Here is a 26,454-nt window from a genome sequence, read left to right as displayed (position 1 = left end):
TAGCTTTATAATTGAGTGTCTAAATAACACTTATTTTTTTACAAAAAGAAATTTTTGCAAGGAAACATAAAAAAAAATTAAAGCAGGGGATTGCGAGCCTAATTCTGTAACGAATCGGGATTGGGAATAATGTTGATAAAGGCTTGGAAATTAGCGTAATACTTTTGCATATTAAGCTGATAGTAGAACGCGCCGCGTTTTGAGCCGGCCTTATCTTTATCGGTTAGTTTGATGAGCAAACCGGTAGCCAGCACCCTTTTGCTAAAGTTGCGCTTATCTATACTGGCGTTAAAAACGCTCTCGTAGAGGTTTTGCAGCTGTGGTAAAGTAAAGCGGGAGGGGAGCAGCTCGAATAAAATAGGGTGCAGGGCGGCTTTATAGCGGATGCTTTTTTTGGCCAGCTCCACCATTTCCTGGTGATCGAAGATAAGTTTTGGGATGCGTTTAAGCGGTACCCACTCTGCGTGGAAGTCGGCACTTATCTGCTTCTCATACTTATGTATATCTATGAGGGCGAAGTAACTTACGGATACGGTGCGCTCCATCGGATCGCGGTTGGTTTCGCCGAAAGAGTACATTTGTTCGAGGTAAACGCCCTCTAATCCAGTTAGTTGCTTCAGTATGCGGTTGGCGGCCTGGTCCAGGCTTTCGGTAGCTTGTACGAAACCGCCCATCAGGCTCCATTTATCCTTTTCGGGGTTGAACGCCCTTTTGATGAGTAGCAGCTTTAGGGTTTCGCCGTCAAAACCGAAAACAATGCAATCCACCGCTACCAGGAAACGGGTTTGTTTTGAGTATTTGAGCATGCTGCTATGGATATTTTTGATGGTGTTAACCGCAAATATAGTTTATGCGGCCATATTGCAAATTATTTATTGGCCTTTGTGCTTAAAAATCCCGGTTTGTTGTAAAAAAAATGCTTTTTACCGGCGTTGTACAAGCTAAAGTACGCAAAAAATACTTTAAGTGTTTATTTTACAATTAATATGAAGTGTTTGGCTGCATGGCACGAGGCGCCTATTCCAGGTCCTCATCCTCGTCTTCTTCCTCGGGCACGTAGTTGGTGATTGCCTGCCCTATGCGGTTGGTTTCGGCATCGTTATCAAACATGGGCAATTCGGTTTCGGGGTTGAGTTTTAGCCACAGGTTTTCGGTGTCTTTCTCTATTTTGCCGAACTCGGTACCGGCTTTAAAAATGGTGTAAACGTTATCTTCTTCGGGGAAAACGGAGTAAACTACGCCGTTTACCAATACGTCGAATGGGTCTTGCATGGGTATTACCTGAATTTTAAAGCCGCAAAGTTATTAAAATAACTATTCGTGCTGCTTCAAATCAGCGTCAAATCTGCGAGTAGGCCGTCGGCACCAGCAGGGTAGAGGTTATTTTGTTTACCAGCAGAGCGTCGGCATAGTCGGGCACGGTGCTGATCTTTTTCCATTGTGCATCGTCTACAAATGCTTTCCAGTGCGCATCCTTGGCGGCCAGGTCATCGAAGGTTACCATATAAGTAAGGTTTGGCCTTAGTGGACCGATAATCGTTTCGCCCCAAAAAACGGGCTTAAAGCCCAGGCGTTTGAAGATATCTATCTCGCCCTGGTCGTTAAACATTTCTATCTTCTTTTTGCCGGCAGCTTCGCTGGCGCTTTGGTATTGGCGCAGCTCGAATATGCGCGGGGTATTTGGCGGCACGGCGATCAGCGGACTATGCTCAAAAGCTTTCATCAGCGAGCTTTCTATGCGCTCGTAAGCCGGTGCCGAGGCGGGTGCGTTGAGGTACGCGGCTCCTTTGGCCTTAAACTCGGCATCGCTGCCGATGTTATCGGCAATGTGGCTTAAGTGGCTCAGGCCGTTGTAGGTGGTGAGTACGAATATTTTGGTTTGGCCCTCGGGCTTCAGTTCGGTAAATACGCCCACGTGGTTTACGCCTATGCGGTTAAGCGCAGGGATGGCAGCATCGCGGAAGTAATCTTCCACCAGCTTTTGCTGGGCTTCGTTTTTAAGGGTATAGGTGCGCAGTTCGTAGTAATCGCCGCCTTTGAAGGGGGCGGTATCGGCATGTGCGCTTAGGGCGGTTGCAGGGATTACGGCTGCAGCTGCGCCGCTTAAAAGGGTGCTTTTCACGAATGAGCGTCTTTTCATCAATTTAAGGGATAATGGTTGTGCTAAATGTAAGATTTATTTGGGGGATTAACTACGTTGAGGGCTTCGCCATTTCGGAATTGATTGGGCAGACGGTTTGCAGTGTTTTGTAGGGCGATTTATTTTACCGCAAAGGGCACAAAGATTTGCAGTTTGACTAGCGCAAAGGGCACAAAGATTTTTTTACGTAAATGCGCTAACATTTCATAATTTACTTTTTGCGCCTTATTGCCGGTTTGCAAGGCTTTGTGCCCTTTGCGCCCTTCTTTGTGTCCTTTGCGGTTAAATCGCCACCTGATTTTCGGATTTCGGTTGTCCCCTCTCAAAAAGGGTGAAAAAGCACCTGTCGAAAGGGTGGTTCTCACCTGTTGCTCCTCGCCGTTTTTGCATTCCTTTACCTTATGCAATTCGCTTTACATTATATGAGTTTGAAAGACGCCAGGCACATCAGCTTTTACAAAGGCAGCGAAACCCATTTGGTGCCTGCGCAAAGCCATGTGGAATGGCTTAAAGGAAAGCTGAAAGTGCGTTTCATCTTTCAGAAAGACAACGACGCTACCGAGATAGACGAAATTATGGTAGATAACACCGACGGCAACGTGCGCATGGTAACCTCAAAAGGCAAAGAATTCAACGCCGGTCCGCTGTTCGATCAATTGTACGTTTGGTACGATTACATTGTGAAGCGGTAACAAGTTTTCTTGCCTCAAAATGCAAATTTTAGGATATTTGCCTGCAGGTACGCGCCGGATTTTTTTGATCCGGCCAATATTGATGCATCTTATGGCCAAGAAAAATAAAGGTAAAGTAGTCCCGTTTAAGCCGGTTGCCCTAACCGCCGAAAATTACATCAAAAACCAGGCACGCTCGCTGCCTATTCACGAATGCCTTATTACTGAAGAGTGGGAAAGCGCAGGCATGTGCAGTATAATTATAGCGCGCAAGCATGTAACGGGCAATATAACCGCAGGCATTTATCTGATTGATATGTTTTGCCTTGGGGTGAAGGATGCTGATTACCGGTTTAACATGTCGCCGTATGAATACCAGGATTTGGTTGATGCGTACCCCGGCTTTGAACAATGCGATTATAGTTTAGCCCATAATATCATTTTTGGCGCATTGGTATATGCAGAAGATTATGGCTTTAAACCGCATAAAGATTTCGCCGTAGCGAAGTTTATATTAGAAGATGACGACGACGAAAGCGTCCCCCTTATGGAACTGGAATTTGGGCTTAACGGCGAGCCTTGCTACGTTGCCGGCCCGCATGATAGCGAAACCACCATCAGAAGTATAATAGCCACCCTCAACCGCACCGCCGGCGAAGGCAATTTTAGGGTGATGCACGGGGATGATGACCTTGATGACGATGCCTGGGATGATGATGAAGACGACCTTGATGATTTCGACGACGAAAGAACAGCCGCTAATTTGCAGATACTGGACCTCATTAAAAAGACGAATGAAACCTACAACGAGTTCATAGACAGCCAACACCAGGAAGGCAGCCCGGCGGCGAAGCCGCCGATAGGCACGGGCTACGCATTAGTTGAAACTGAGGAGAGCACTTTGTACGAAACTTTTGACAATGCTGCCCAGGAAGCTGAATTCAGTTTGTTGAAGGAGTTAGTTTTTGAGGATGAAAATTATGAACACGCAATAACCGAATTATTGGCGGCCATAGAAAAATACCCGCAACGGGCGCAGTTTTATGCCCTGTTGCATTTTGCTTACACCCATAATGATCAGTTTGATGAGGGCGACGTGATTTTGGAAAAAGCATATAATATGTTTGCCGATCACCTGCCCTACCGCGTAGACTTCGCCGACACGCTTTTAGACCAGGGCCGGGAGGATGAATTCCTCGCGGTGTTCGAAAATAAAGCCGATCTGGCAGATATGTACCCCGGCAAAACGGAATTTAATATAGAGCTGGCTGCGAATTTTTACGGCGTGATGTGCCGGTATTATTCAATTATCGGCGATATCCCATCTGCAGATCGTTATATGGAAGCCCTGCTTAGTGAGGATTACAACTTGATACAAGATTACGGTACCACGCTTTTAAAAATACCGGTTTATGCCTTTTTAACTGCCAAATTCAAAGTTATGGACGGGGAGGATGGAGATCTGGATTTTTAAAGCGGGCTTTAGGTACACCCGGGTTTAAGGAGGTTTTGGTCTGTCTGTTTGCGACAAGTGCCTGCAAGTGTTCCACTTTGAATGTGGGACACTTATTTTTTAATTCACACTGATTATCAAATAGTTGCATTTTTTTATGGAACACTTTGGGACACCCCTGTTGTTTAAGTAAACCATGTAATATATTTATTATTAACCACTTAAACAAAATATACAAAAATGAGTGAAACACTTTTTTTGAGCAATTTGGGACACCTTGTGTAAAGCAACTTCAGGACTAAGCTGGGGTAAATCGGTGGAGAGAATTGGAAAAGCAAGGCAGAAGTACTTTGGTTGCGGCGGCCCCGCTATATGCTGCAAGCCGCTGGTAGAAGCGGGCTTTTCGCTGCTATCGGGTTTAGCTTAGGTAGTAGGTTTGTACTCAGCAGCGAACAATATGCTGAAAGTTAGCACATCTTCTCATTTTTTACTACTATGAAATTCGATTGATAATTTATATATTGCTCTCCACCTAAACTATTGGGATGATCATCTTTTTAATTATATGCATTGTCTTAATTATTGTAATCTTTAACAGCAATAAAAAAGGAATTGCACACCCACCTCCGCGGGTTAAACCAGTCAGACCAGCAATGATACCCGTTAATCCACAGCCTAAAATGGCATCTCAGGAATTAGCTTCAAAACACTTTGGAATAAAGTGGAGATTATTACTTGAATCTAAACCATCGCAACTCAACGTAACTAATCAGACCATTAGATACACAGTTGCACTTTGTTATGACCAATTATCACCAAAACAATTAGAACTTTTATTAGATTCCTTTATAAACCTTAAAGCACAGGAAGCCCATAACAATTTAGAAACAAAACTATCTGCAGATAGTAATGACTATTCAATGTTGCATAATGGTATTTATGGTCTTGTAATCAGCAAAAAGTTTAACGAACTTGAGATAGTGAAATTGTTAAGGCAGTTGGGCACCAATACACCGATACCATTTTCAAATACGTCTGAAAATAAACAAACCCCTCTTCAAAGCCCCAGGTCTTATGCTAATCCAATATCTACTCAGCAACCTGAGAAACGCACTGATTCATCAATTATTGAAATTTCACAACATATAACGAGAATTGATACAGAATTTAGCAATAGCTCTTTCACAGCTAGCAGCGGTACCATATATGCCGCTTACGACCCTGATGAGTATAAACTGGGTAAAAAATATAAAGCTAAACTTGGACTAAGTGCCCAGGAAGAAATTTGGTTAAATAAATTCTACGACTACAGTAACAATTTTAACTCAATTGAAGGTTGTCGTGTAGCGATTATTAAGTTATACCTGTTATCTATTAAACGAATTGTCAGAGTACTGGCGAACGAAGAATATGCCTTATCAAAGAGAATTGATGCGGTAAAAAATGCAGCCTATCGTTATCATAAATCACAACCTGGTTACTGGGATGGTTACGATTCCGCATATATAAAGGAAAACGCTGAAGGCGATTTATACCATACCCTTTACCGAAAATCAGAAGCAGCAATCAGAATAGCATGGGATCATAAAAGAAAAATATCGCCGGATTACAATTCTGGCGGTCCAGAAGCTATTAACTTGTTTAAAAAGCATTTGGATAGCATAATGGATGAGGTAATTACTTATCTATTGCCGACGGTGGGCATTCCGGATGAAGAAACTGAGTTACTATTAAACGAGGCTAATACAACTCGCTGGAAAATAAAATTTGAGCATTTAACCGACGGATATATTGGCAGCGATCATAAAGCTTTGGTGGAACAAATCCATTTATTAGCTAAGCTAAATGCTAAAAACCCATCAATTGAAAATATATACTATGAAGCTTCTAAATTCATGGTTGCTTTTGATAAAGTGGAATCTCTTAAACTTTATCTACATTATATTTATCAGGATTTATTGTCGATAAAGATTGATAACAAAGCACTTAATAAAACGATACAAAAAAAATTATTTGCAAACCAGGAGCAATTAGATAGTTTTCAAATTATTGTAAACGAGCTAAGCAAAACAAAAGGACTCGACAAGGCGCTTCTGGATGTCCTTAGTATATATAAAGCCAAACGGAAAAGTATTACGTTAAATACAGAAGCCATTAAACGTGTAGAGCAACAACATAGCGGTACAGTCGAAATATTAAATGAGTATTTAAAAGACGACGATGATGAGGCGGTTTATGAGCTTCAAAGTCCAATTGATAATAATTTCGGCAAAGTTGAAGCCTTAATGCAAACAGCTTCCGTCGCAATTTCAATTAGTACCGTTGTATCACTTAACGCAACCGAAAAAGATTGTTTAATGTTGTTTCAAGATAACGATTATTGCGTAACTGCATCTGAACTTGAAAATTTTGCAAAAAGAAATTCATTGTTCAAAAATCAATTAATCGATACGATTAATGAAAGTTGTTACGAAATGTTAGATGATGTTCTTATTGAAGAAGACGAGGACTATTATACGATAAACCCTGATTACCTTAACCGAATTATAATATAATGATTACCAACCTTAAACCCAAAGAGGCAACCGCAATAATCAATTCTTTACTTGGTGGCGTTGTCCCCAAAATAGGTGTACAACATATTACAGTCGGCAGGTCAGCCGAGGTTGACGCATTTATCTCCGCATTAGAAGATGTTAAAAACGGGCACAGTATCGTGAAATTCTGGATTGGCGAGTTTGGGTCGGGCAAGTCATTTATGTTACACTTGTTGAACACCGTGGCCTTAAAGCAAAAGTTTGTTGTGGCAAATGCAGATTTTACCCCTGATAATCGCCTCTATTCTAACGATGGCAAAGGCGTAGCTCTATATGCAGCTATTATGGATAATGTGTCTATTCAAACGAAACCTGAAGGTGGTGCTTTGCCTACTTTATTAGAAAAGTGGATAGAGCAAATAATGATTCAAACCGCACAAGCAAATCAAATTAGCTTGTCGGACATACGAAAAGAAGAGTACTTAGCGCTTATTCAAAACAATATAATGAAAACGGTCAATGAAATCACCGAAGTGGGGGGATTTGATTTTGGTTGGGTTATTATGAAATACTACGAAGGTTTTATCAAAGAAGATGAAACCCTAAGGCGTAATGCATTAAAGTGGCTTAAAGGGGAGTATAAAACTAAAACCGAAGCCAGGCAAGAGTTGGGGGTACGCGATGTGATTAATGATTTGAATTACTATGATATGCTAAAAAACTTTTGTAAGTTATTTGTTAGCATTGGTTATAGTGGTTTTATGATAAATCTTGATGAGGCTATCAATCTATATAAAATATCTACGTCGGTGATGCGCGAAAAGAATTATGAAAAGATTCTTACGATTTATAATGACTGCTTCCAGGGAAAGGTAAGCAACCTGTTTATAAATTTTGCCGGGACCAAAGAAGTTTTAGAAAATCCCAGGAGGGGCTTATTTAGCTATCAAGCATTAAAATCACGGTTGGAAACTAACAAGTTTGAAACACAGGAAATAAGAGATTTTGCCCAGCCTGTAATTCGTTTAATGCCACTCGACCATAACGAAATATTCGTATTGCTGAAAAAGCTTAAAGATGTTTTTGATTTCAATTACAAAGTTGAACTCGATGTAACTAATCAGGATATTCAACAATTTATGGAAGAACTATTTAACAAGCCCGGTGCAAATGAATTTCTAACTCCCCGCGAAGTAATAAGAGACTTCTTAAATATACTTAGTATTATACGGCAGAACCCTGGAGTTGATAAACAAAAATTGTTTGGAGATTTGGAAGTTAGAGACGAACGCCCGGATGAAACGTTGTTGGCCGATATAGAGGAGTTATAACTGTGTTTGATCAACTATCGGAACCTATACGAAAGTATATCAGAGATAAGAGATGGGAATATTTGCGCCCGATCCAATCAGCGGCAATCGATAAGATACTCAACACATCGGAAAATATTATTTTAGCTTCGAGGACTGCCTCCGGTAAAACAGAAGCAGCATTCCTACCCATTCTTTCTAAAGTCAATTTTACCGAGCACGGAGTAAAAGTGCTATATATTTCGCCACTAATAGCGTTGATTAATGATCAATTTAATCGGGTGGAAGATTTATGTGTGTATCTGGATGTGAACGTTACTAAGTGGCACGGGGAAGCGAATCGCACACTAAAAGAAAAATTAGTAAAAAATCCTTCCGGAGTAGTATTGATAACTCCCGAATCGATAGAGGCAATGTTAGCTAATGCCCCGTACAATGCCAAAACGCTCTTTTCCAGTTTGGAATATGTAGTTATAGATGAAATACATTCCTTTATAGGGAGCGACCGCGGCATTCAGTTAAAATCAGTCCTTTCTCGCTTGCAGTATTTGAATAAATCAAGGTTTTTAGTTGTTGGATTATCAGCTACAATTGGAGATTATGGGGAGGCGAAAAGGATGACAGGAGATGAGAGTAATACAAAGGTACTTCTCGATAAGACATCGAAAGAAATGGAGGCTGAGATAAAATATTTTGCCGTAGAAGGCAGGGACCTCCCATTAGAACTACTTAAAGATTTATATTTAAATACCAAGGATAGTAAAGTGCTTATTTTCCCCAATAGCAGGGGGCGTGCCGAAGAGGTTGCGGTGAAGCTGAAAAAGATATCGGACAGGGTAAATGGGCATCCTTATTATTTTTCTCATCATTCATCAATAGACAAAGAGTTAAGAGAATATATTGAGCATTTTGCTAAAAATAATGTACGTTATCCGTTTGCGATAGCTTGTACATCAACCCTTGAATTAGGCATTGATATCGGGTCTGTCGAAAAAGTAGTTCAGATTGACGCTACACACTCTATTGCATCATTGATACAACGTATTGGCCGTAGCGGCAGAAGGGATGGAGAAGTAAGTAAACTGCTTTTTTATGCTACAGATAAGTGGAGTTTGTTACAATCTTTGGCCTGCCTTTCCCTTTATAAAGAAGGATTTATTGAACCAGTATTTGCGACAGAAAAGCCTTACGATATTTTGCTGCATCAAATCTTAGGTTATGTAAAGCAGTTGTCTGGTGCAACAGTAAATGAATTATGTAAACGAATTTCGACAAACTATGCGTTTTCAAAAATCGAAGGAATAGAAACAACAGACGTTATAAATGCGCTTCTTAAAAACGATATGCTTGAGTTAATAGGAGGCGAATTAATAATAGGTGTCGAAGGTGAACGGATTGTAAATAGCAAAGACTTTTACAGCGTATTTAAAACGGAGCCGAATTATAAAGTAATTAACTATGATAAAACTATAGGAGAGATACCGTTATCTCTTCAACTCCAGGTAGACGAAAACATGTTGCTTGCTGCACGAATATGGAAAATAGTTGATGTAGACCATAAAGCGAAAAAAATCACAGTGGTTCCTGCAAAAGACGGGAAAAAACCAATTTTCTCTGGTTCGGGAGCGGACCTCCATTACAAAATTCGGGAACGCATGTTGCAGTTATTATTTGAAACAGATACAATACCAGAAGTTAATGAAACAGCTACAGAAATACTGAGGCAATTTAGAACCGAGTTTGCCGGGTATCCAATTGAGAGTTTAGAAGATGACAGGCCTGTACTAATTAAAGATGGCCACATCCAAGTCTTTAGTTTTCAGGGGACAAAGATTAACAAAAGCCTTCATTTTTTATTCGGAATATTAGGCACAGAAGATGGTTATAATGAACATGAAAGTTCCTTTACATTTAAAGGAGACTTATTTGAATTAAATGCGAACTTTCAAAAATGCATCGCGCTCATTGATGATATTGATTTTCCCCTTGAAAACGCCATTCGAACTAAGCCAACAATGATGGATTTTTCTAAATGGGGATTTTACCTTCCGGTTTCATTTCAAATCCAAGTGTTAAAACGTAAATATTTCGATTTTGATGCAACACGTGAATTTATTCAAAATGTAAACTTCATTGGTTATCAGGAAGGTTGATTTATTTCGTTAACATATTCGGCGGTGAATTCGTAAGACACCTCAACCCTAAACCCGATTGTACGGAAAGCTGCTTCTACCGGCGGCTTGGAGGGAAAGCGGGGCAGAACCCGGCCTAAGCGCTACTACCTTTGCTTTTCAAAACTTTCTCAGTAATACCCCTCCGTACTCGCCACTAAACTCAATATCTCCAATTTCGGCCCCACTTCCAGCCCGCTGGGCCATAGCTCATCGGCGAGTTTTTTGAAGGAGGCGAGCCGCTGATGCTTCTAATCCACCCCCAAACAACACAATTATCCCGTTGCGTTCCACCGCCGGTGGTCACTCTTTAGGCCATTTCCAGGCATATCCGATAATCAGGCAAGTGATAACCACCTCTACCACCCCTAAATAGGTGTAAAATAGCATCCACTTACTAATAGAGGTAGCCACAACCAGCACCATCACGAGGGTAAATAATGTGCCGGTTGCCAAATTGGCAACCCGGTTGATTTTAGGGCGGAGTATAAGTGAAAGGAATATCATCATGGGCGGCAGGGTCATCAGGATGGCATACACCAGCAGCATCACGGGCGTGGTGTGGCCGCTGCCGCTATTGCCATTCATCAGGTTTTGGATGCGGCCAGGTACAAACAGCGAAAAAAAGTCGCCGTACACATAGCAAAACATTACGCTCACCCATAAAGCGGAGAGTTTAAGCTTAATATTGATGCGGAAATTTTGTAGTTGGGGAGAATTTGCCATCTCTTTTTATTTCGTTGCTGTAAAGTTTGTTGTTTTAACTTTCACTCCCATAACCAACAGCCACAGGCAAGTGCCAATTTCGCCCAACCCGCCGGGGATGCTGATATAGCTGTCGATACCACTTTTGGCGTATGCGCCGGCAAATACCAGCTCGCCTACAAAATTTACTACATAGCCAACACAACCCGCCATCAATAGCAAGCCAAGCACCTTCGGCAAAAAACACGACCGGTACACCAGCCACCCAAATGGCAGCAGCCACAAGCCCCAAAACAGCGAGGCTACCAGGTTGCCATTGCTATAGTATTGCAATTGCAGCATCACCTGCGAGGCAAGTCCCGGCGGGGCTATGGCGTATTCCGGCTTGCTGATAAGGGTAAGCACGGCAAATTTGTTCAGCAGGTTTACAAAGGATATGGGCACGCTCAGCAGCGCGAGGGCGGCCATGGCTACCCCATGGGTTTTATTTACGGGCGACAGCAATTTATATAATACGAGGGGCAAAAACAGGAACGCCGTGTAGCAGATGCAGCCCGCCAGGATACTCAGCCGGAAAAGGGTTTCGTGGGCGGTGATATTTTGCAGGGTGAGGACCGGGTTGTGCCAATCAATCAATTTCCCGGGCACGTATAACAGGTGAAAAAGGCCGCTAAGCACCACGATAAGGTAAAGTAGGCCGGCAATCCTCGCTGTTTTTTTGTTTGGCTCCATAAGGTTGATTTTCAGATAATTTGACCCTGGCTTGCCACGATTGTTACAAAACGAAATGGATAGAAGACAATAATACTGCGCTTCCGCTTACCAAAATTGGGGCCGGAGGGTTGCTGAAAATAGGTTTCGGTAGAGGCGAGCCGGGAGTGGGTTCTGATTTTATGATCTACCTCAAAATAGAAACTGAAACGGTGGCCATAACCCCGTTTTTAAACTAATTGAATAAATATCTGGTCTATAAACAATTAAACAGTAAAAGCTATAATGCTGGCACTATAATTGGCTACCTATTGCCGATGCTATTCTACCTTGATTTATGAGCAAAAAGATATTGGTTTTAGATGATGACGATGATATTTTAGAAGTTGTTGCTTATCTGTTAACCGAAAGTGGCTACACGGTGAAAACCTTAAACCGCGGCTACAACATATTCGACCATATAAAAGATTTTACCCCCGATCTTATTTTGATGGATGTGCTGCTTGCCGATATGGATGGGCGCGCCATTTGTAAAGAAATAAAGGAAAACCCCCTTACGAAATCAATTCCGGTTATCCTCATCTCGGGCACACACGATCTTGCCGCAGTGCTCAATTTACCCGGCGCCCCAAACGATTTTATTGCAAAACCATTCGATGTCGATCAGCTTCTTGATGCCATAAAAAGGCAGTTAGGAGTGTAGCGGGGACGAAGGTATCTCCTTTCAAAAAAAATGAGGCCACCTCACGGCAGCCTCATCCCTTAAATCAATAGAAGTTCAATAGTTTATTTCTTTGCCGGCTTGGCGTTGGTATTTGCCCTGGCGTAGATGGGGAAAATAAAGCTGAAGTCGGTTTTTATGGTGTCTTTTTTGTTGTTGTAGAGGATGCTGGCGTCGCGGTGGCAGCTTATGCACGATGCATCGGCCTGCAGGAAGGTTTCCAGCGTGGTGTTGCCCAAAAAGTTTGGCGCGGTTGGCCCGGGGTTTATCTCCGATTGCTCCCACTGTGTACCAATGAGCCTGTAATTGGCCCAAACGGTGCCTTTAAGCTTGGCCTGCCATTGCTGGTTCACCAGTTCGGTATAGCGGTAAACGGGGTAAACGCGCATAGCCTGCGTACCAAACGAATCGCGCTTGCTTTGCTGACCGGGCGAACCTGTGGCATAATCGCGGGCGTAAGGCATCGTAGGCTCCCACATATACTGCTGCTTATCACCTTTGATGGTATCTGCCGGGGCGTTTGGCGTACAGTTTAGGCAATCCGGGTTGTAAAACGACCATTGCCTGTTAATCATCTGCGCCTCCTGGGCATTATCCGGCGTGTTATCAATATGCTCGAAGGTGGTCCAGATTTGGTTAACGTGCACCTTGGCCGTTTTGCGCACAATGTGCATCCCAACCATCCCCACGGTTACGTTGGTAATTAGCAGCGGCTTGTGGTTGCGGGTGTGCAGGCTATCGATAAAGATGGTGGCCTTGCGGCAATAGTAGCGACTGGTATCGTCGCCGGTGGCGGGTAGCAGGATGCGCCAGGAGGCTTTGATCTCTATCATCCCCACGTTTTTGGTGGCGGGGTTGCTCTGCGGCAGATCGATGGAGTTGTTGGTTTTGATGCCCGCGTTATAAATGCCCTGCGTGGTGGTCAGCTGGTTATCAAGGGTGAACTTGGTTTCCACCGGGTTCATTTTTATTTCGTAGAGGGCGAAGTTGAGGTTACGGTCGATAAGCGGGTGGCCATCGGCTTCCTGGAAACCGTCAAGGTCGTTAGCGTTGATGGAGGCAACGTGTGCTAAATTATGTGGTGCCTTCGAATCGAGGTAAAGGAACTTTTGCCCGCCTTTTTTAGCCTCGCCAAGGTGCAGGTTGAGCAAGGGCATACTGGTACCGAAAACCTCGGCAGGGTCCTGGTAATGTTCCCATACGCGGGGCGCGTTCACCGAATCGGTAATGGAAGTACCGATGGGGTTACCGGCGGCATTGGCGGGCCAGTTGAGCGCCATAAAAGTTTGCCAGGAGAAAATATCAAAAGGCGTTTGGTGCAGCGAATCGAGGAAGCTATCGTAGCCGAGGCCAAAGCTTTCGTTAACATCGTAAGGGATGATGGCGCAGGGGTTATCTGCCACGGTGGAGTCGCAAAAAGCGTTTGGCAGGCCGCTTGCTTTATGGCCCTGGAAATATTTGCAGGCCAGCAGCATCCCTAAAATAACAGCAACAACGAGAAATTTTTTCATAAAAAGTGAGGTTAGGTACCGGTTAATTAAATTGGCTAACAGCTTTATTATCAGTAAAATTAGTTAATTAAAAATCACAATAACAAGCACGAAACCCTTAACCTGGCGCAATAGTTTAAATAAGGGTTAAAAGCGGTTGCCCGCAGGGTAATTAAACGGCACAGCCTACAGGAATAGCCGGTAAACGGCAGGGTAATTCTACCCTTTTTTGCGGAAAAATGGGGTGGCCCTTTTTGAAAAGCAGGGGCAGAAGCGTTTGGGTTACGTTAGCCCCGCCCTGCCTGCCGGCAGGCAGGTTTTCCTCCAAGCCGCTGATAGAAGCGGGCTTTCCGTACAATCGGGTTTAGGGTTGCCCTGTCCGTCCGTTTTAGGGAGCGGAATTTTGGTGACAGCGTGAGTGCGAAGGATGCTCAGAAAAACCACTAACCACCACGTTATTGCGAGGAACGAAGACAACCGACCAAAGGGAGTTCATTAATACCTTAGCCAAAAAAATTAAAACATTAGTAATCCCCGATAGGCAGGGTGGCGAATAAGCAAAGTGGCTACCTTGCATGCGGGCCACAAGCGAGGAACTTGCGCCAATTGGGGCTAATCTTTTTTGCCGGGTCAAACCCATTGTTTTTGTACAAACAAAAAAACTCACCGGAAATCATCCGATGAGTTTCTGGCAGCATGTTACCAAATGCTTTCACATTACGTCAACCGTAAACAACGCTTAATGTAACTGGCACATTCAATGCTTTAGAGATAATGCAATGCGCCTTTGCGCCTTCGGCTATTTCGGTAAATGTTGCTTCATTTACGCCCTTAATGCTTGCTTTTACTTCTAAATGGATGCCGGTTATGCTTAATGCCTGCATGTCAAGGTCAACTATCGCGGTGGTGTAAATATCACTTGCAGTAATATTGTGGTGCGCCAATGTTGCGCTAAGGGCCATGGAAAAACAACCTGCGTGTGCGGCGGCAATCAGTTCTTCCGGGTTAGTGCCTATGCCATCGGCAAAGCGGGTTTTGAATGAATATTGAGTTTCGTTAAGCACGGTACTTTGTGTGCTGATTTCTCCTTTACCTTCTTGTAAATTACCGCTCCAATGCGCTTTTGCTGTGCGTTTCATGATATTTTGATTTATAGTTTGTGAATTGTTTTTTGAGTTTATCGATTATTATTTGCTTTCGGCAATCAGTATTGCAGCCAGCTTATCGGGCATAGATATGAATGGTGTATGGCTACTTACCAGGGTATATACTTTAGCCACCTTACCTGCTTTTACCATATATTGTTGTGCCGGGTAGCTTATTGCATTATCATTAACCGTGTGGATATAAACCTTTTTAACGCTGCCGAAATTTTTCCCGGTAAGGTGAACAGGTGTAGCCAAAGGTGCCAGCGGTTCTGGTTTAATGTTGGCGGCGATATATTCCTGAACTTGCTGAGGTGCATCGGCAGCGAAGATATCAGCTACGGCATTTTTCGCAATGATAGCTGCACCGTGGTTCTTATCAATAGTAAGGGATTTGCCGATATGAGAAGCCGGGTCTCCTTTGGCAAGCCCTAAAAGGCTGTCGCCATCGTGCGGCAACGCTGCTGCAAGGAAGATGAGCTCTTTAATTTGTGCAGGGATTTCTTCGGCTACCTGGCTGATAACCATCCCACCAAAACTGTGTCCCACCAAAACCACATTAGTGCGGGTGCCGATAGCTGCTTTTACCTGATCGACATAAGTTTGAAAGCTGATACCGGCAAACGAGGTAGTATCTTTTCCGTGGCCTGCAAGGTTAACATTGATTACCTCTTCGCCCCGGGCTTTTAACAAAGGGATAACGGCATCCCACGAAGATGCATCGGACCACGCTCCGTGGACAAGTACGATAGTTTTAGAATTTTTGTTTGTTGTTTTTTGGGCCTGAGCAGTGAAACCTAATACGCTCATTGCCATCATTATTATTGCTGTTTTCATGTTTTGTAATGCCTAATTGTTTAGGACATGACAAACATCGGGCTATGCCGCCGCAATAACTTTAACCCAGGTTAAAATCGAAAATCCTCTTAAAAAAAGTTTTTAAAGAGGATTTTAGCATTTCAGGAAATAACAGCTGGCCTTATTTCCCAACCATCCTTTTACGGATACGGCTTAGTGATGGCCCCTGGATACCCAAATAAGAGGCGATATGATAAAGTGGTACCGAATTAAAAATATTAGGATGCTTTTCCATCATCTCCCGGTAACGGTCCTCCGGCGATTTAAACAAAAATCCTTCTGTATTAACCATAACCTCATGAAAAGCAGTTTCGGCTACGATCCTTCCAAACCGTTCCCACTGGTGCGATTGCTTATAAAGTTCGTTCAGCTGATCGATATGGATATACAATATGAGCGAATCAACCATCGCTTCAGTATAATATTCGCAACCTGTTTGGCTTAAAAAGCTTTTATAGGATGTTACGAATTGGTGATCGGTAAAAAAAAGCATGTTCTTTTCTTCTCCCGTATTTGTGTTTACACGATAAATTCTGAAAACTCCGTTGATAACAAACCCAAGGTGCTTGCAAACATTTTTATACTCATTGTAAAACTCACCTTTTTTGTATCTTTTTAATTTCCAGTGAGGCAATGATAATTCAAATGCATCCGGTTTCATACCGGCAAAGCCTAAGATAGTCCGCAATAATTCTATTTCTGTTTTGTTATCCAACATGTGGTAAAAGTATATATTTTAATAACATCTTCTCCACAGGGCGAAGGTTCCAGATCTTGCCCCCAATAAAGCCAGCATTCTGCTTGCGAAAGCCATCAATAGTTTTGTTAAGTTGAAATCTTAAACGTTATAGGTGGATTTGCAAGATTTTGGAGGGTAAAGTTATTGCTTGCGACAGCGAGAGGCTGTCCGTCCGTTTCCCTACCCGGAATTATCACGGACACATCGTGAAATTTTTAAATAAATTTCTTTGAATTAAAGATTATTCTTTATATTTGTATCGAACATATCTCTTCAAGGGCTAATCACCTTTTCTATCCGTCCCCTTTTGTCGCTGATAATTCCGCACCTCTTGGCGGACGGACACACCAACCAAATCGTGCTATAGCTTTAAACGCAACCCGCGTTTACTGAAAACCTATATATTATAGGTTATTGGAGAGGTATTTTATAAAATTCTGCATTTTATTAATTACCCAATATGAGTTCAAACCAACACCAAAGCGACAGTATGCGCATCCATGCTGAACATTTACAACAACAAAGTTTACTACAACTAAGCCAACCGCAAACGCAAACCGACAGCGTGCTAACCGTAAAGCGCGCCAACCACTGGATGCAGGATGCCAAAAACGCTGCCATACCCCAAATGCTGTTTGGCAAATTTTGGCACCAGGGCGAGGTATGCATCCTGTTTGCCGATAGCAACCTGGGCAAAAGTATACTGGCAGTACAAATTGCCGATGCTATTACTAAAGGCGTGGGCGCTTATCCTTTTGATGTAGAGGCAAGCCCGCAGCAAGTTGTTTACTGCGATTTTGAATTGACCGATAAACAGTTTGAGGCACGTTATTCGCTGGATTACAGCAGCCATTACCAGTTTAACAATGGTTTTTTACGTGCCAAGATAAACCCTGATACCGAACTGCCTAACGGCTTCGACGATTTTGACGAATACCTTATTAACGACCTGGAACGCACCATTGTTGATACCGGTGCCAAAATCCTCATTATTGATAACCTTACCTACCTGCGCAACGAAACCGAGCAGGCTAAAGGTGCCTTGCCTTTGATGAAACAGCTTAAAAGCCTCAAAAACAAGTACGACCTGAGCATACTGGTACTGGCACATACACCCAAACGCGACTTATCGATGCCCATAACCCGCAACGATTTGCAGGGCAGTAAAATGCTGATGAACTTTTGCGATAGCGCCTTTACCATTGGCGAAAGCAATGCCGATAGCGCCATACGTTACCTTAAGCAAATAAAACAACGTAATACCGAGCAGGTGTATGGCGATAGCAACGTATGCCTTTGCCAGATAAGCAAACCCAGTAACTTTTTGCAATACGAATTTTTAGCCTTTAGCGAAGAGTGGAAACAGCTGGCAAAACAAAAAAGTGGTAAAGATAACGGGCTGCTAAGTAAGGTGCTGGAATACCGGGCATTGGGCTGGTCGCTGCGGGAGATAGGCAACAAGCTGGGCATTTCGCACCAAAAGGTGGATAGGATGCTGAAGAAAGCCGATAATGACAACCAATTGTAAACCGTCCGTCCGTTTAGGGGTGCGGAACTTTTTAGACGGACGGCCGCAACCCACCCACACATGTACAAATACAAATTACAACCTTACGCAGGTATGCAAAGCCGTTACCGCTGCCCCGGCTGCAACCACCGCACACGTAGTTTTAAACGCTACATTAATACCGAAACCGGCGAAGAGCTGGCACCACATGTGGGCCTGTGCGATCGTATTGATAAATGCGGCTACCACTACACGCCTAAACGGTTTTTTGAGCAGGGGAACGTGGCGGCGGTTAGCAAACGGCCCATAGGAAGGCCCAAAAAGCAGCAGCCCGAGGTAGACTACCACATACACCCCGACCTGGTGAACGCCAGTTTTACCGATTACCCTTACAATAACTTTGTGCAATACCTGGTTAGTCGCTTTGGTTTAGAGGCAACCAATAAGCTCATCGGCATGTACCGCATTGGCACCAGCGGGCACTGGTTTGGCGCAACTGTTTTTTGGCAGCTTGATACCCATGGCCATGTGCGTACAGGCAAAATAATGCTATACGATAAACACAGCGGCAAGCGCGTAAAACAACCCTTTAACCACATTACCTGGGCGCACAGCCTGCTGCTGAAAACCGCCCCTGCCGATACCGCCTTTACACTAAACCAATGCCTGTTTGGCGAGCACCTGCTGCTTACCGCGCCATACAAACCCGTAGCTATAGTAGAGAGCGAGAAAACCGCCATTATAGCCGCCGCCATGATGCCCGCCTTCATCTGGCTAAGCTGCGGCAGTCTGGAAGGCCTGAACCTTCAGAAGTGCAAAATATTGCAAAACAGGCAAGTAATGCTGTTCCCCGATGTAAACGCCATAAAAAAGTGGCAGCAAAAAGCCGCCGAGCTAAGCCGTCAAATGCCCGGCACCCGCTTTGTGGTATCAGATTACCTGGAGAAACTGGCTACAGATCAGGATAGAAAGGTTGGGGTGGATATTGGCGATGTGGTGTATGGGTAAAGTGTCCGTGGGTGGAAGGGGTGGGGAGCGGACGGACGGGGGGATGTACCCTAATTGGATGAAAACGAAGGAATTGAACTGTTAATAAACTTAATTGTATTGTAATAAATTTGCGATTATACTTGTAAAAGTCAAATGATTATTTACTTTTGAACTTAACTTATAAGTGAAGCAGGAAATAACTATTATTTTATTTGAGGAATATAAGGACGTTAATTTTTATAGCATTGTTATAGGAAGTAACGAAGACTGTGAAATGGAGTCTTATCTTAAATATCTACAATCACAAAATAAGAACAAGGATGCAGTTCAAATAGTAAATCTGTTAACCAAAATTGGCCAAAATGGTGCTCAAGAACGATATTTCAGGTATGAAGGCAAACGTCACGATCATGTTTGTGCTTTACCCGGGCATTACTTATTCGATACAAAGTGTCGACTTTATTGCTTGCGCTATGGCGATTTAATATTAGTGCTGGGCAACGGCGGTATAAAAAAAACCAAAACATATCAAGAAGACCCTCATTTAAATACCTGTGTTACCACGCTGCAAAATATCGATGTCAAGATACAAGAGTTGATCAAGTCAGGCGATATTGAAATTAGCGGTAAAACAATTTCTGGCAAATTGAGCTTCTTCATTTAACAACAAACAACAAAGTATGCTAAAGAATCCTTTAATGGAACAACTGAGAGCTCAAATTAGCTCAGAGGATAAAGCACTTATGGATGAATCATTTGCTTTGGCAGATAGAATTCACTTTCTTTTAAAAAAACATGGAATAACTCAGCGTCAGTTAGCTGAAAAACTGGGAAAAAGAGAATCAGAAATAAGTAAGTGGTTGAGTGGAGGACATAACTTCACATCCCAAACTCTTATAAAAATAGGACTTGCCATCGGCGAGAGGATATATCACATACCTAATACATCTGTTGATGTGCAACAAGCAAAAATGTATGATGGGTTACTTGCCACATCTTTTGTAAGGCTTTTATATCGGCAACACAAGTTAATGGCCCATAACTTAAAATATCAAAATTTTGTTTCCCCAGAGATATCAGAGCTGGAAGTTAATTCAGTTGGCGTAATATGTGCTCGTTCCAAACAGGCAGATAACAGTTTTATCAAAGCTAATATTAAACCTGAGGATTTTAAAAATATTGAACGCGTTAAAGTAAGCTAACTTTCAAATGCCTAAAAAGAAACCAATAAAGATTGATATTTCTAAATTAGAGGTCATAGAAATATTTCCAAAAATTCAAGTAATAAACAACCTTCCTGAGCTGATTGATTCGGAGGATACTCGAATTAATTACGGCATTCAACTTAATCCACTATATAATTTAGAAGCTAATGCTATAAAAATAGAACTTAGCGTTACTATGGATGTTGAAACAGAGTCGGAAACTCATTTCAAAGTAGGTGAATTTTCATACGATTTCATTTACGAATACCACGACTTATTGGATATCGCGGATTCAGATGGTGATATATCGTCTGAGATATTCTTAACATGCTCAAATATCAGTTATTCCACCTTAAGAGGAATAATTCATGCAAAATCTGCAACTACATGCTTGCAAAAAGCGTTACTACCAATAGTAACTGGTTCTGAATTAATGAAAGGCATTCTTTAAGTTTTACCAACGCACTTCAGAAACGTCCTTGCTTTCATTGTGTCCCCAAAAATTCCGCTCCCTAAAATGGACGGACAGGGCAACCCTAAACCCGGGTGTACGGAAAGCCCGCTTCTACCGGCGGCTTGGAGGAAACACGGGGCTATCGGTACCAAAGCACCACAACCCCTGCTTTTCAAAACCTTTCAATACTCAAAAAACAGGCTTACATCCGTATCCGGTGGCGTATGCCCAAGGGTGCGGCACATGTTGAGCAGCTGCCCTTTGTGGTGGTGCTCGTGGGTAAATGTGTGGGTAAACAGTTCGGCGGGGGTGGCGGTTAGGGCGCCGCAGGCATCGTGTACGCCGCTGATGGGTACCTGCATGGCATCGCCGGTTTGGGTAAGGAATTGGTGCACCAGCTCATCTATCTGCCGGTAAAGCGTGCGCAGGGTAGGTATAGTTGGCGTTTCGGGCATGGCGATACTGCCATCGGGCAGTTTTAGCGCGAAGGAGCCCAGCCAGTTGATGGTGCATGCCGCCGAATGCTGCATTAGCCCGGCTATAGTGCGCATGCTATAGGCGGCAATCGGCGTGTTTATGCCTTCTTCGCCAACTTCGGCCTCCAAAAAATCAAACAGAACGGCCCTGCTTTTTTGGAGCAGGCTGTATTGCAGTAAAAAGGCTTCCTTCATTTTTTGATGGGGTGTTTAGTAATAGGTTTCTGTACTCGCCACCAAACTTAGTATCTCCAGCTTGGGCTCCACTTCCAATCCGCTGGCCCGAAGTTCGTCGGCAAATTTTTTGAAGGAGGCTAGTTCCTGTAACACCTGGTGGGCTTCCTCGCTCTCCAGCTGGTCGAAGTGCATAAAGGTTTTGCCATCGGGCAGTAGCCATGCCCCGTATTTGATGCCGGGGTGGTTCAGGGCCTTCAGCTCGGCCACTACGGCGGCTATGTTCTGCTGATTTATCGGCGCATATTCGGCGCGGGTGGTGTATTGTACGCGTACTACTTTCATATGGGTAAATGGTTTATGCAAGTTAATTAATCCTGCCACGGTGGGCAAGGGGCAAATGCGCCACAATGCTGCGCGTATTGCGGCTGCCTTTGAGGATTCGGGACTTTTGAACTCGTTTCTTATCGCTTGCAGATTTGACTCACCCCGACTTCGCTATCGCTGGTCGACCCTCTCTACTTCGTAAAGAGGGTGAAGAAAAGGGAGTGAAGAGAAAAAAATAACCCCAATTTCTCCCCTTCTTTGCGCAGCAGAGAGGGGGAGGGGGGTGAGTCGACTCCTGACGAAGACTTGCCGCCATTAACGCCCTTATCTTACGTAAACTTATTATATTTAGCCATTGGGCGTGCAGGGTATAGCCCACAGAACAAATGCCGCAATTTAATGTTAAACATTGCATCTCACGATACTAAAGCCCCCGCCGTTATCTATGCGTTATAAACAATTACTGTCAATTGTTTTCCTGCTGGCAGCAGCATCGCCTGCCTTTGCCCAAAAACCAGTGGAGGCCGATAGCATTACTGTGATAGCCAACGCCAAATTCGATAAAGCGGGCCTGTTCAAAAGAGCCATACTGGGTACCAATTACCGCAAGGTGTGGGCGCAGCCTATCAAGGTGCCCATCTTCCACCTCGATAAAGAAAAAGGCGGCCTCAAAATAACCGGCACGGGCGGCGGTAACCAAACTACGTCGCTGCAATTGCAGGATTCCAGCGGTCGCGAATGGGTGTTGCGTTCGGTAAATAAAACCACCTCGCGCGATCAGCCCAAGATATTCAAGAACACCATGGTGGAGGATTTGATGCTGGATGCCGGTTCTATCGGTCACCCTTACTCTGCGCTGGCCGTACCGCCCCTGGCCGATGCGCTGGGTCTGCAGCATACCAACCCCGTGATTGTGTATCTTGGCAACGACGCTGCTTTGGGCAAATACCGCGACGAGTTTGCCAACCACCTGTACCTTTTTGAGGAACGCGGCCCTGCCGATGGCGCTAAGGATATCAAAACCGAGAGCCTGCAGGATAAGATGGAACAGGACAACGACAAAAAAGCCGATGCCAAGCTGATACTGCGAGCCCGCATCTTCGATTTTATTATGGGCGATTGGGACCGCCACGGCGGCCAATGGAAATGGACCCGTGGCAGCGATTCTACCAAAAACATCTACGAGCCTTTCCCCAAGGATAGGGATAAGGTGTTTTACACCACAGGCGGGGCGGTATTCTCGGTAATGTCGATAGCCAGGCCCAACCTGCAGGCCTATACCGACCATATCCGGCGGGTAGATCTGTGGAACTACAACACCGTAAGCTTCGATCTGTACTTCCTTAACCAGCTGAATGAAAAGGATTGGGAGGAGGAAATTGCCTACGTGCAGAGCCACCTTACCGATGAGCTGATGGAGCGGGCCTTGAGGTTGATGCCACCCAACGTGTACGCAGTATCGGCACCGGCCATTTTCAAAACCTTTAAACGCAGGCGCGACCATATCCGCAAATATGCCATGAAGTATTACCGTTTCCTGGCGCAGCGGGTGGATGTAGCGGGGTCTGACAAGAACGAGAAGTTCACCATCACACGCCAGCCCGATGGCGACGTGCAGCTCACCATCAATAAATTCAAGAAAGACAGCCTGGGCAAGGTAATATACCAGCGCACCTTTAAACATAAAGACACCAGGGATTTGCGTGTGTACGGGTTGGAAGGGAAGAATACCTTCGAGGTTATCGGCAGCAATACATCGCCCATCACTGTGCGCATGATAGGCGGCCACGATGAGGATACCTATGTGATAGACTCGGCCCAAAGCCGCAAAAACCTCTACCTGTACGACCGAAGCGACCAGCAGAACAACCTGCCCCCGGCATCCTCTGCGCACCTTAAATTGAAGGAAGATACCACCATAAACCAATACATACGGCCCGAGAACAAGTACAACACCGTTATCCCCATCATCTCCTTAGGTTACAGCACCGAGGATGGGCTGCAGTTTGTGGGCGGTGCCAACTATGTGCGCTACAGTTTCCAAAAGCAGCCGTACTCCAGCTTACAGCATTTATCCGTAAACTATACCTTCCAAAAGCAATCGTACATCATTAATTACAGCGGCATTTTTAAGAAGCGGGTATGGGATAACGATTTGCTGGTAAACATTACCGAGCGCGGCCCGCGCAACACCAACAACTTCTTCGGGCTGGGCAACGTGGGCGAATTCGACAAAGCTGGCGGCAAGGAATTTTACTACTACCGCAACCGGTACGATTTTGCCGTGGCCGATATACGCCTGGCGCACCACTACAACCACTGGCAACTGAGCGGCGGCTCGGTAACGCAGTTCTACACCGCATCTGAAAACCATAACAACGACCACTTTTTTAACCAATACAACCAGCTTCACCCCGATGCGCAGGTGTTTAAAGCCAAACTATACACCGGCATTATTGGAGGTGCGGTATATGATACCCGCAACAATATTAGGTTTACCAGTCGCGGCGTAGTTTGGCGCACTACCGTCACCGGCCTTACAGGATTGAATACCAGCGGGCATACCTCGGGTTCGGTGCTGTCTACCTTCAGCTTTTTCGTACCCTTGATAGATTCTACCATCGTGTTCGCCAACCGCACCGGCGCAGGTGCAATAGCTGGTAAGGGCGATTTTTTCCAGATGATGAACCTGGGCGGGCTTACTATGCGCGGCTACCATACCAGCCGCTTTATAGGCAATACCATGGTTTACAACAATATGGAGCTGCGCGCCAAGCTGTTCGATTTTAATGCATATATATTAGCTTCCTCCTTTGGCGTGGTCGGCTTCAACGATACCGGCCGCGTGTGGCTGAAGGGTGAAAAATCGGACACGGTGCATGATACTTACGGCGGCGGCATTTTTCTCACGCCATACAACGCTTTTTTATTTGAAGCCGTGCTGGGCAAAAGCCCCGAGGGGACGCTGGTTTATCTCACGGCGGGTTTTAGGTTTTAGGAGGGGGATAATAACAAAAACGTCATCCTGAACTTGTTTCAGGCCCCCACGGGACAGGTCAACGGCATGCAAAGCGGGTTAGTTTAGTGGCGACTTTTATGATGGGGTGTTGAAATAAATTCAACATGACGTTTGGTTTTAGTGATTCGAACACCTCTTTCTATCCAATTCGTAAAAAATTATAATTAATTTTTATCTTCGTTTGCCTTTGCCCCCGGCATTAACCTATAAAGTGATTTATGCTGTTCAATTCGTTACATTTTGTCGTTTTCTTCCTCATCGTAACGCCGCTCTACTTTATCCTTGCCCATAAATTCCGGTGGATAATGTTGCTGATAGCCAGCTGCTATTTCTACATGACGTTCATCCCCATCTACATCCTTATCCTCATCTTTACCATCATCGTAGATTATTTTGCGGGGATACTGATAGAGAAATCGGAGGGGCGCGAAAGGAAATTCTACCTCATTATATCGCTGGTAGCCAATATAGGTGTGCTGGCGTTCTTCAAATACTTCAACTTCCTTAACGAGAACCTCACCCTGCTCATGAGCCAGTTTGGCTTGAGCAATGCGGTGCCTTACTTAAAGTTCATACTGCCTGTGGGCCTCAGTTTCCACACCTTCCAGGCCATGAGTTATACCATCGAGGTGTACCGCGGCAACCAGGCCGCAGAAAAGCATTTCGGCATTTACTCGCTGTATGTGATGTTCTACCCGCAGCTGGTAGCCGGCCCTATAGAACGGCCGCAGAACCTGCTGCACCAGTTTTACGAGAAGCACCCGCTCACCTACGAGAATTTCTCCATCGGCTTCAAGATGATTTTATGGGGATTCTTCCAGAAACTGGTGGTGGCCGATAGGCTGTCGATATTCGTATCGGCGGTGTACCAAAACCCGGGGGCTTACAGCTCTTCGATGCTGCTGGTGGCTATCCTATTCTTCGCTTTCCAGATATACGCCGATTTTGCCGGCTACTCCAACATTGCGCTTGGTACGGCGCGCATCATGGGCTTTAAACTCATGACCAACTTCAACACGCCCTTCTTCGCTACCAGCGTTACTGAATACTGGCGCCGCTGGCATATATCGCTCAACACCTGGTTTAGTGACTATCTGTTCACCCCACTCATGATTGCCAACCGTGATTGGGGCAAAGCGGCCGTTATATTCGCGCTAATGGTAACTTTCGGCCTTAGTGGCCTCTGGCACGGCGCGGGGTGGACTTACATTATGTATGGCCTGCTGCATGGCGTAGCGGTTAGCTATGAGTTCCTCACCAAAAAGTTCCGCAAGAAGCTATCCAAGTCTATACCACCAGTTATTTACAACAACGTAAGTATGCTGCTGGTGTTTACCTACGTATGCCTTACCTGGGTGTTCTTCAGGGCGCAAAGCTGGGGCGATGCCATTACGGTACTCAAAAGGCTGTTCGCTTTCCAGGGGAGCTTTTTCGTGTTCGATAATAATTTAGGGGTGATTATTTACTCGCTGGTGGCTATCGCGATTTTGCTGGCGCACGATTTAAGCGTACACCTAAACCATGGCAAAAGCTACTTTTTATACCATAAATCGGCAGCGGTGCGCATGGCTACATATTGTTTCATATTGGTTACCATCGTGCTTATCGGCGTATTTGATGGCGGGCAGTTTATCTATTTCAAATTCTAAGC

At 44.4% G+C, this 26,454-nt stretch carries 26 protein-coding genes; 13 read left to right on the top strand and 13 right to left on the bottom strand.

Going from position 1 to position 26,454, the window contains the following annotated elements; genetic code table 11:
- Window positions 1–98 precede the first annotated feature (98 nt).
- The 4 genes from AC1DYT_RS20400 to AC1DYT_RS20385 form a co-directional block, all read right to left on the bottom strand.
- Window positions 99–806 carry an NUDIX hydrolase gene (locus tag AC1DYT_RS20400; RefSeq protein ID WP_477471367.1) on the bottom strand — a complete coding sequence of 236 codons (708 nt, stop codon included), beginning with the start codon at window positions 804–806 and terminating at the stop codon, window positions 99–101.
- A gap of 211 nt (window positions 807–1,017) precedes the next feature.
- Entirely contained in the window at window positions 1,018–1,272 is a 255-nt protein-coding gene (locus tag AC1DYT_RS20395) for a hypothetical protein (RefSeq protein WP_477460050.1), read from the bottom strand.
- 67 nt (window positions 1,273–1,339) lie between these two features.
- On the bottom strand, window positions 1,340–2,140 hold the full coding sequence (locus AC1DYT_RS20390; protein ID WP_477471366.1) for an NIPSNAP family protein: 801 nt from the start codon (window positions 2,138–2,140) through the stop codon (window positions 1,340–1,342).
- Window positions 2,141–2,259: 119 nt separating this feature from the next.
- Window positions 2,260–2,547 (bottom strand): hypothetical protein, encoded by a 288-nt coding sequence (locus AC1DYT_RS20385; protein WP_477471365.1) that lies wholly within the window; start codon window positions 2,545–2,547, stop codon window positions 2,260–2,262.
- A gap of 15 nt (window positions 2,548–2,562) precedes the next feature.
- Between AC1DYT_RS20385 and AC1DYT_RS20380 the strand changes: the two genes are divergently transcribed.
- The 5 genes from AC1DYT_RS20380 (at window position 2,563) to AC1DYT_RS20360 (ending at window position 10,264) form a co-directional block, all read left to right on the top strand.
- Window positions 2,563–2,832, top strand: coding sequence for a hypothetical protein (locus AC1DYT_RS20380; RefSeq protein ID WP_477471364.1), 270 nt, complete (start codon window positions 2,563–2,565; stop codon window positions 2,830–2,832).
- Between the two features lie 91 nt (window positions 2,833–2,923).
- On the top strand, window positions 2,924–4,285 hold the full coding sequence (locus AC1DYT_RS20375) for a tetratricopeptide repeat protein (RefSeq protein WP_477471363.1): 1,362 nt from the start codon (window positions 2,924–2,926) through the stop codon (window positions 4,283–4,285).
- 524 nt (window positions 4,286–4,809) lie between these two features.
- On the top strand, window positions 4,810–6,819 hold the full coding sequence (locus tag AC1DYT_RS20370) for a tellurite resistance TerB C-terminal domain-containing protein (RefSeq protein ID WP_477471362.1): 2,010 nt from the start codon (window positions 4,810–4,812) through the stop codon (window positions 6,817–6,819).
- Window positions 6,819–8,132, top strand: a complete 1,314-nt coding sequence (locus AC1DYT_RS20365; protein WP_477471361.1) for an ATP-binding protein — start codon at window positions 6,819–6,821, stop codon at window positions 8,130–8,132. The genes AC1DYT_RS20370 and AC1DYT_RS20365 overlap by 1 nt, the downstream gene beginning before the upstream one ends.
- A gap of 2 nt (window positions 8,133–8,134) precedes the next feature.
- Entirely contained in the window at window positions 8,135–10,264 is a 2,130-nt protein-coding gene (locus tag AC1DYT_RS20360) for a DEAD/DEAH box helicase (RefSeq protein ID WP_477471360.1), read from the top strand.
- A gap of 321 nt (window positions 10,265–10,585) precedes the next feature.
- Here AC1DYT_RS20360 and AC1DYT_RS20355 read toward each other — a convergent pair whose 3' ends face one another.
- Both AC1DYT_RS20355 and AC1DYT_RS20350 read right to left on the bottom strand, forming a co-directional pair.
- Complete coding sequence (locus tag AC1DYT_RS20355; RefSeq protein WP_477471359.1) at window positions 10,586–11,008, bottom strand: DUF6326 family protein; 423 nt, start codon at window positions 11,006–11,008, stop codon at window positions 10,586–10,588.
- A gap of 6 nt (window positions 11,009–11,014) precedes the next feature.
- Complete coding sequence (locus tag AC1DYT_RS20350) at window positions 11,015–11,719, bottom strand: DUF4386 domain-containing protein (protein ID WP_477471358.1); 705 nt, start codon at window positions 11,717–11,719, stop codon at window positions 11,015–11,017.
- A 316-nt stretch (window positions 11,720–12,035) separates the two neighbouring features.
- On the opposite strand from AC1DYT_RS20350, the gene AC1DYT_RS20345 reads away from it, so the two are divergent.
- Window positions 12,036–12,401 (top strand): response regulator, encoded by a 366-nt coding sequence (locus AC1DYT_RS20345; RefSeq protein ID WP_477471357.1) that lies wholly within the window; start codon window positions 12,036–12,038, stop codon window positions 12,399–12,401.
- Between the two features lie 83 nt (window positions 12,402–12,484).
- On the opposite strand, the gene AC1DYT_RS20340 is transcribed toward AC1DYT_RS20345, so the two are convergent.
- The 5 genes from AC1DYT_RS20340 to AC1DYT_RS20320 all read right to left on the bottom strand — a co-directional run bounded on the left by AC1DYT_RS20340 (window position 12,485) and on the right by AC1DYT_RS20320 (window position 16,630).
- Window positions 12,485–13,930: a hypothetical protein gene (locus AC1DYT_RS20340; RefSeq protein WP_477471356.1), complete on the bottom strand. Its 1,446-nt coding sequence runs from the start codon at window positions 13,928–13,930 to the stop codon at window positions 12,485–12,487.
- Window positions 13,931–14,081: 151 nt separating this feature from the next.
- Window positions 14,082–14,267: a hypothetical protein gene (locus AC1DYT_RS20335; RefSeq protein ID WP_477471355.1), complete on the bottom strand. Its 186-nt coding sequence runs from the start codon at window positions 14,265–14,267 to the stop codon at window positions 14,082–14,084.
- A gap of 364 nt (window positions 14,268–14,631) precedes the next feature.
- Complete coding sequence (locus AC1DYT_RS20330) at window positions 14,632–15,048, bottom strand: OsmC family protein (RefSeq protein WP_477471354.1); 417 nt, start codon at window positions 15,046–15,048, stop codon at window positions 14,632–14,634.
- Between the two features lie 48 nt (window positions 15,049–15,096).
- Window positions 15,097–15,891, bottom strand: coding sequence for an alpha/beta fold hydrolase (locus AC1DYT_RS20325; protein ID WP_477471353.1), 795 nt, complete (start codon window positions 15,889–15,891; stop codon window positions 15,097–15,099).
- Window positions 15,892–16,033: 142 nt separating this feature from the next.
- Window positions 16,034–16,630: a Crp/Fnr family transcriptional regulator gene (locus AC1DYT_RS20320; protein ID WP_477460033.1), complete on the bottom strand. Its 597-nt coding sequence runs from the start codon at window positions 16,628–16,630 to the stop codon at window positions 16,034–16,036.
- Between the two features lie 481 nt (window positions 16,631–17,111).
- Here AC1DYT_RS20320 and AC1DYT_RS20315 point away from each other — a divergent pair, with 481 nt between their 5' ends.
- The 5 genes from AC1DYT_RS20315 (at window position 17,112) to AC1DYT_RS20295 (ending at window position 20,804) form a co-directional block, all read left to right on the top strand.
- A complete protein-coding gene (locus AC1DYT_RS20315) occupies window positions 17,112–18,179 on the top strand; it encodes an AAA family ATPase (RefSeq protein WP_477471352.1) in 1,068 nt (355 codons plus the stop codon).
- Between the two features lie 60 nt (window positions 18,180–18,239).
- A complete protein-coding gene (locus AC1DYT_RS20310) occupies window positions 18,240–19,166 on the top strand; it encodes a DUF6371 domain-containing protein (protein WP_477471351.1) in 927 nt (308 codons plus the stop codon).
- A gap of 166 nt (window positions 19,167–19,332) precedes the next feature.
- Complete coding sequence (locus tag AC1DYT_RS20305; protein ID WP_477471350.1) at window positions 19,333–19,812, top strand: hypothetical protein; 480 nt, start codon at window positions 19,333–19,335, stop codon at window positions 19,810–19,812.
- Between the two features lie 16 nt (window positions 19,813–19,828).
- Window positions 19,829–20,350 (top strand): helix-turn-helix domain-containing protein, encoded by a 522-nt coding sequence (locus tag AC1DYT_RS20300; protein WP_477471349.1) that lies wholly within the window; start codon window positions 19,829–19,831, stop codon window positions 20,348–20,350.
- A gap of 7 nt (window positions 20,351–20,357) precedes the next feature.
- Window positions 20,358–20,804, top strand: coding sequence for a hypothetical protein (locus AC1DYT_RS20295; protein WP_477471348.1), 447 nt, complete (start codon window positions 20,358–20,360; stop codon window positions 20,802–20,804).
- 185 nt (window positions 20,805–20,989) lie between these two features.
- Here AC1DYT_RS20295 and AC1DYT_RS20290 read toward each other — a convergent pair whose 3' ends face one another.
- Window positions 20,990–21,478 carry a DinB family protein gene (locus tag AC1DYT_RS20290; protein ID WP_477471347.1) on the bottom strand — a complete coding sequence of 163 codons (489 nt, stop codon included), beginning with the start codon at window positions 21,476–21,478 and terminating at the stop codon, window positions 20,990–20,992.
- 15 nt (window positions 21,479–21,493) lie between these two features.
- Window positions 21,494–21,802, bottom strand: coding sequence for a hypothetical protein (locus AC1DYT_RS20285; RefSeq protein WP_477471346.1), 309 nt, complete (start codon window positions 21,800–21,802; stop codon window positions 21,494–21,496).
- A gap of 427 nt (window positions 21,803–22,229) precedes the next feature.
- Between AC1DYT_RS20285 and AC1DYT_RS20280 the strand changes: the two genes are divergently transcribed.
- Together AC1DYT_RS20280 and AC1DYT_RS20275 are read left to right on the top strand one after the other, a co-directional pair.
- The gene (locus AC1DYT_RS20280; RefSeq protein WP_477471345.1) at window positions 22,230–24,782 is read left to right on the top strand and encodes a BamA/TamA family outer membrane protein; all 2,553 of its coding nucleotides are present in this window, start codon (window positions 22,230–22,232) and stop codon (window positions 24,780–24,782) included.
- A 239-nt stretch (window positions 24,783–25,021) separates the two neighbouring features.
- Window positions 25,022–26,452, top strand: a complete 1,431-nt coding sequence (locus tag AC1DYT_RS20275; RefSeq protein ID WP_477471344.1) for an MBOAT family O-acyltransferase — start codon at window positions 25,022–25,024, stop codon at window positions 26,450–26,452.
- Window positions 26,453–26,454: the final 2 nt, after the last annotated feature.

This window comes from Mucilaginibacter sp. P1_D10, from assembly GCF_056406215.1.
The sequence above is the reverse complement of the archived record's forward strand: the minus strand, read 5'-3'. Positions and strand labels throughout refer to the sequence as shown.

Bases quoted from the DNA above. Each gene is read 5' to 3' on its own strand.
- AC1DYT_RS20365 (WP_477471361.1), top strand. From the start codon at position 6,819: ATGATTACCAACCTTAAACCCAAAGAGGCAACCGCAATAATCAATTCT.
- AC1DYT_RS20285 (WP_477471346.1), bottom strand. From the start codon at position 21,802: ATGAAAGTAGTACGCGTACAATACACCACCCGCGCCGAATATGCGCCG.
- AC1DYT_RS20345 (WP_477471357.1), top strand. From the start codon at position 12,036: ATGAGCAAAAAGATATTGGTTTTAGATGATGACGATGATATTTTAGAA.
- AC1DYT_RS20380 (WP_477471364.1), top strand. From the start codon at position 2,563: ATGAGTTTGAAAGACGCCAGGCACATCAGCTTTTACAAAGGCAGCGAA.
- AC1DYT_RS20280 (WP_477471345.1), top strand. From the start codon at position 22,230: ATGCGTTATAAACAATTACTGTCAATTGTTTTCCTGCTGGCAGCAGCA.
- AC1DYT_RS20290 (WP_477471347.1), bottom strand. From the start codon at position 21,478: ATGAAGGAAGCCTTTTTACTGCAATACAGCCTGCTCCAAAAAAGCAGG.
- AC1DYT_RS20275 (WP_477471344.1), top strand. From the start codon at position 25,022: ATGCTGTTCAATTCGTTACATTTTGTCGTTTTCTTCCTCATCGTAACG.
- AC1DYT_RS20330 (WP_477471354.1), bottom strand. From the start codon at position 15,048: ATGAAACGCACAGCAAAAGCGCATTGGAGCGGTAATTTACAAGAAGGT.
- AC1DYT_RS20355 (WP_477471359.1), bottom strand. From the start codon at position 11,008: ATGGCAAATTCTCCCCAACTACAAAATTTCCGCATCAATATTAAGCTT.
- AC1DYT_RS20390 (WP_477471366.1), bottom strand. From the start codon at position 2,140: ATGAAAAGACGCTCATTCGTGAAAAGCACCCTTTTAAGCGGCGCAGCT.
- AC1DYT_RS20300 (WP_477471349.1), top strand. From the start codon at position 19,829: ATGCTAAAGAATCCTTTAATGGAACAACTGAGAGCTCAAATTAGCTCA.
- AC1DYT_RS20320 (WP_477460033.1), bottom strand. From the start codon at position 16,630: ATGTTGGATAACAAAACAGAAATAGAATTATTGCGGACTATCTTAGGC.
- AC1DYT_RS20310 (WP_477471351.1), top strand. From the start codon at position 18,240: ATGTACAAATACAAATTACAACCTTACGCAGGTATGCAAAGCCGTTAC.
- AC1DYT_RS20400 (WP_477471367.1), bottom strand. From the start codon at position 806: ATGCTCAAATACTCAAAACAAACCCGTTTCCTGGTAGCGGTGGATTGC.
- AC1DYT_RS20315 (WP_477471352.1), top strand. From the start codon at position 17,112: ATGAGTTCAAACCAACACCAAAGCGACAGTATGCGCATCCATGCTGAA.
- AC1DYT_RS20370 (WP_477471362.1), top strand. From the start codon at position 4,810: ATGATCATCTTTTTAATTATATGCATTGTCTTAATTATTGTAATCTTT.
- AC1DYT_RS20295 (WP_477471348.1), top strand. From the start codon at position 20,358: ATGCCTAAAAAGAAACCAATAAAGATTGATATTTCTAAATTAGAGGTC.
- AC1DYT_RS20350 (WP_477471358.1), bottom strand. From the start codon at position 11,719: ATGGAGCCAAACAAAAAAACAGCGAGGATTGCCGGCCTACTTTACCTT.
- AC1DYT_RS20395 (WP_477460050.1), bottom strand. From the start codon at position 1,272: ATGCAAGACCCATTCGACGTATTGGTAAACGGCGTAGTTTACTCCGTT.
- AC1DYT_RS20340 (WP_477471356.1), bottom strand. From the start codon at position 13,930: ATGAAAAAATTTCTCGTTGTTGCTGTTATTTTAGGGATGCTGCTGGCC.
- AC1DYT_RS20375 (WP_477471363.1), top strand. From the start codon at position 2,924: ATGGCCAAGAAAAATAAAGGTAAAGTAGTCCCGTTTAAGCCGGTTGCC.
- AC1DYT_RS20325 (WP_477471353.1), bottom strand. From the start codon at position 15,891: ATGAAAACAGCAATAATAATGATGGCAATGAGCGTATTAGGTTTCACT.